We start from the raw sequence: 4,285 nt of genomic DNA, 5'->3' as shown, positions 1-4,285 counted from the left end.
TTCAGAATTTTACATCGGAAAAAATAAAATAATTCCTGTTGATGCATTGCATGGAAATTTACAAGTTTTTGGTTATAGAATAAACGATTTTTGTTATTTGACAGATGTAAAATCTATTAAAAAGGAAGAAATAGAAAAAATAAAAGGCGTAAAAGTATTGGTAATTAATGCCTTACGAGAAGAAGAACATCATTCGCATTTTAGTTTGCAAGATGCACTAGATTTTGTAACTTTGATTCAACCAGAAAAAACATATTTTACACATATTAGCCACGTTATGGGATTTCACGAAGAAATTCAAAATCGGCTTCCAAAAAATGTTTTTTTAGCTTACGATAATTTAGAAATTACTATTTAAAATACTTACTATGAAGAAACAATTGTTCTTATATCTTTTTATTTTAACCGCACTTTTTAACGTTTTTACCTATATGTATTATAGTAAAGCGTTGGTTGCAGAACAAAAGAAATATAAAAATACAGCAGTTTTTAATAAAAAAATAAAAGATTCGCTAACCAATCAATTATTTGATGCAAATTATTTTTCGTTAGAAAATAATGACAATGCAATTGATTATTTTGAAAAATATGATGTTACCAAATTGATGCCTCAAATAAAAGATGCATTACTAGAATTTAATGATTCTAAAGATGGAAATAAATATACTGGTTATGAAACTATGGGAGATCAAAAATTTATTATCAATAAAATAAAAATTTTAAATCACCGTTGGATTGTTGCCGATTATAGTAATGGCGAACTTTGGGGCGATGTTTTAATTAAATATTTTGTAAACGATGATGGTACATTTACGTTTCAAATGCAAGACAGTTTTTTATATCCAAAACAACAATATTAATAGCATATTTATAAGATGAAGAAAAGTATTTACAGTTTAGTTTTTATAGTATTAACATTGGTTTCTTGTAGAAATAATGATGACAAACCGTTTTCTGATGCTGATGAAAATGATGGAAAACCAGCAAAAGATTCTACAATTGTTGGCGCAGATAAAGACGAAAATGGTTGTTTGGCTTCGGCTGGATATACTTGGAGCAAAGTAAATAAAGAATGTGTAAAAGCGTTTACAGGAATTCAATTAAATCCTGTTGAAAACGCTAATAATGAAGACGTTACATTGAGTTTGTATGTTCTTTTTAGCGAAGATGGTAACCTTGCTGAAGTATTTTTACCAAGTGAAAAATCCTTAATTTTAACAAGAGAATCTGAAGGGAAACCTTGGATAAAAGGCGATTATCAATTAATTCCTTTCAAAGGTTATGTCTTTAAAAAAGCCGACAAAGTTCTTTACACTGGCGATGGCGAAGTTGGGAATAAAGTTACTGGTAATGATAAAGATGGTGATGAGTAATTAATTTTATTTATAAAGTTCAAATTCTAATTTATTAATAAACTTGAATCAAAACATCGGTTGGAATTTTCAATTCATTATGCAATTGTCTTATCATATCTAGTGATAATTTTCTTTTTCTACTTAAAATTTCGCTTGCACGACTTTTAAAACCAACAATTTTAGCCAAATCATTTTGATTATAACCCATTTGTTCCATTCTAAATTTTATTGCTTCAATTGGATCTGGTAAATCAATAGGAAAATGTTCGTTTTCATATTGGTCAATTAACATTCCTAAAAGCTCTAATTCATCACCTTGTTCTGTTCCTTTTTTGGCATCAAAAATTATTTCAAGTCTTTCTAATGCTTGATTATAATCGTTTTCAGATTTTATAAGATTTATGTTCATAAACTATATAGTGTTAGCATTAGTTTTGTCATATTGAGAATGTGTTCCAATAAATCGAATCCAAACCATTTGATATTCGAAACTTATTTTTACAATTAATCTGTAGTTATTACCTTTAATATTAAAAATTACACGATTGTTATTAAGAATACTTGCGCTTGGATATTCTTCCTTTATTTGGTTTGTATTTTCCCATTCTGCTTTTTGTGCTTCACGAAACCAAGCTTTTAATTGTTGCTCGCAATCATTATGTACTAACCAAAAATCTCTCAGTATTTTTTTCGCAACTACTCTCAACTTTTTTACAAATATATAGATTATTTACCAATATGGGAACAAATTTAATTGTATTCTCAAAATTTAATTTATTTTAATTTTCTACTTCTCCAACCATTCCTTAAAATCAAAGAAATTCTGAGGTGAAATTCCGTGACCAATTGGATATTCTTTATAAGTAATATCAATTCCTAATGCTGACAAAACTGGTTGTGCTTTTCTTGCCCATTCTACAGGAACAACTTGATCTACAGTTCCATGCGATGCAAATATTTTTAATTTATCAAAATTATTTTTAGTATAGTTTTCCTTTGCAATTTGCTCATTAAAATAACCACTCATTGCTACTATTCGTTGTACTTTTTCTGGATAGGAAACTCCAACTGCGTAACTTAAAATACAACCTTGACTAAAACCAACTAAAGTTACATTTTCTTTATCAATTGGATAATTTACAATTAACTCATCAATAAAATTTGCAATTAAATCTCTTGAATTTTGTGCCTGATTTATATCTGAAAATTTATTCTCATCAGCGTCAAAATTTATTGCATACCAAGCATAACTTCCAGAACTTGTGCTGAGCTTGTCGAAGTATATATCATATGGCGCACGTGCAGAAATTACGTAATATTCGCTAGGAAGTTCATTGGCAAACGAAAATAAATCTTCTTCATTACTGCCATAACCGTGAAGTAATAACAATAACGGATTTTTTTCTAACTTTATTTTGGGTTCACGAACTAAGTGATGTAATGTCATTTTGGTATTTTATTAAACTATTTTAAACAATTTTTGAAATATATTTCCTAAAATTGGTATTGCTGTTGTTTCTCCTTTTGCAGCAGTAAAAATTCCGTACATTGCTAATACTGAAATAAATATCCACATAGAAGATGCAATCATAATGTTGTTGAAATAACTTATTGAAACTCCAATAACAATAAACGTTACCGTTAATCCCAAACCTTGACGAATGTGAAACGAAGCAAACGGATTTCTACTTTCTGCATTCATAGAAAGCGCAATTAATGGTCCAACAAATAATATGTAACTTATAATTGCAGCAGTTTTTCCTTGTTTTATAATTTCTTTATCCATTTAAAATCAATTGATTATTATTATAAATCCCAATAACTTTTCCTTTCATTTTTGCACCAAGAAAAGCAGAGTTTTTAGATTTTGAAAGTATATTTTCTTTTGTAAAAGTCCAATCTTCATTCATTGTAAACAAACTTATATTGGCAACATTCCCAACTTTAATTTCTGAATCTTCAAGATTAAAAATTGATTTTCCAGAAGTTAGTTTTTCAACAATTTTTTCTAAAGGCAAAACCGTCATTAATGCAGAAAAAGCACTTTCTAAACCAATTGTACCATTTTTGGCCAAGTCAAATTCCATTTTTTTATGTTCAATATCTATAGGATTATGATCTGATGTTATGGTGTCAATTGTATCATCTAGAATTCCTGCTAGCAATGATTTTCTATCTTCTTCTGTTCTAAGTGGTGGCGAAACTTTAAATCTAGTATCAAAATGTTCTAGTTTATCATCAGTTAAAACCAAATTATGAACTGCTACAGAACAAGTTACATTTAAACCTTTAACTTTAGCTTCTTTAATTAAATCAACAGATTTTGATGTAGAAATTGTTGGAATATGTAATTTTCCGCCTGTATATTCTAACAAAAATAAATTTCTAGCTATAATTAATTCTTCTGCTAGATTTGGAATTCCTTTTAATCCTAATTGTGTAGAAACAATTCCTTCATTGGCAACTCCATTTCCTTTTATTTTTTCATCTTGACAAAAAGAAATCACCAATCCATCAAAATCTTGAACGTATTGTAAAGCAATTTTGAGTAAATTAGAATTGGAAGTGTTTTTATTGTAATCTCCAAAGGCAATTGCACCTGAGTTTTTCATGTCAAATAACTCTGCTAAATCGTTTCCTTCGCTATTTTTAGTTAAAGCTCCAATAGGATAAAGACTTGTTGCAGAATTGATTGCTTTTTGTTTTACAAATTGTATTTGCGATTGATTGTCAATTATAGGAAATGAATTAGGTTGCAAAGCAATAGCTGTAAATCCACTTTTGGCAGCAACATCTAATCCGTTTGTTATGGTTTCTCTTTCTTCAAATCCTGGTTCGCCAAAAGATACACTGCTGTCAAACCAACCTTGTGAAATATGTAAATTTTTATATGAAACTTGTTTGTAATCGCTTGAAAATAATAAGTTTTC

At 28.6% G+C, this 4,285-nt stretch carries 8 protein-coding genes; 3 read left to right on the top strand and 5 right to left on the bottom strand.

What is annotated here, in order from left to right; all coding sequences use genetic code 11:
• The 3 genes from ACH2BC_RS00620 to ACH2BC_RS00610 form a co-directional block, all read left to right on the top strand.
• Positions 1 to 358: MBL fold metallo-hydrolase (locus ACH2BC_RS00620; RefSeq protein ID WP_395051991.1), on the top strand; the 358-nt coding region annotated here is incomplete at its 5' end.
• A 10-nt stretch (positions 359 to 368) separates the two neighbouring features.
• The gene (locus ACH2BC_RS00615; protein ID WP_395051990.1) at positions 369 to 860 is read left to right on the top strand and encodes a hypothetical protein; all 492 of its coding nucleotides are present in this window, start codon (positions 369 to 371) and stop codon (positions 858 to 860) included.
• A gap of 15 nt (positions 861 to 875) precedes the next feature.
• Positions 876 to 1,373 (top strand): hypothetical protein, encoded by a 498-nt coding sequence (locus ACH2BC_RS00610; protein ID WP_395051989.1) that lies wholly within the window; start codon positions 876 to 878, stop codon positions 1,371 to 1,373.
• 34 nt (positions 1,374 to 1,407) lie between these two features.
• On the opposite strand, the gene ACH2BC_RS00605 is transcribed toward ACH2BC_RS00610, so the two are convergent.
• The 5 genes from ACH2BC_RS00605 to ACH2BC_RS00585 all read right to left on the bottom strand — a co-directional run.
• Entirely contained in the window at positions 1,408 to 1,764 is a 357-nt protein-coding gene (locus ACH2BC_RS00605) for a type II toxin-antitoxin system HigA family antitoxin (protein ID WP_395051988.1), read from the bottom strand.
• Positions 1,765 to 1,767: 3 nt separating this feature from the next.
• On the bottom strand, positions 1,768 to 2,061 hold the full coding sequence (locus ACH2BC_RS00600; protein WP_395051987.1) for a type II toxin-antitoxin system HigB family toxin: 294 nt from the start codon (positions 2,059 to 2,061) through the stop codon (positions 1,768 to 1,770).
• Between the two features lie 81 nt (positions 2,062 to 2,142).
• Complete coding sequence (locus ACH2BC_RS00595) at positions 2,143 to 2,802, bottom strand: alpha/beta hydrolase (protein ID WP_395051985.1); 660 nt, start codon at positions 2,800 to 2,802, stop codon at positions 2,143 to 2,145.
• 12 nt (positions 2,803 to 2,814) lie between these two features.
• The gene (locus ACH2BC_RS00590; protein ID WP_395051984.1) at positions 2,815 to 3,141 is read right to left on the bottom strand and encodes a hypothetical protein; all 327 of its coding nucleotides are present in this window, start codon (positions 3,139 to 3,141) and stop codon (positions 2,815 to 2,817) included.
• Positions 3,134 to 4,285, bottom strand: a 1,152-nt coding sequence (locus ACH2BC_RS00585) for a dihydroorotase family protein (protein ID WP_395051982.1), incomplete at its 5' end; no start/stop codon positions are given. The genes ACH2BC_RS00585 and ACH2BC_RS00590, both read right to left, overlap by 8 nt.

Origin of the sequence: Flavobacterium sp. (assembly GCF_043760115.1) — a bacterium.
Lineage (GTDB): Bacteria > Bacteroidota > Bacteroidia > Flavobacteriales > Flavobacteriaceae > Flavobacterium.
Note: the sequence above shows the minus strand (reverse complement) of the source record. Positions and strands in the feature narration are given on the sequence as shown.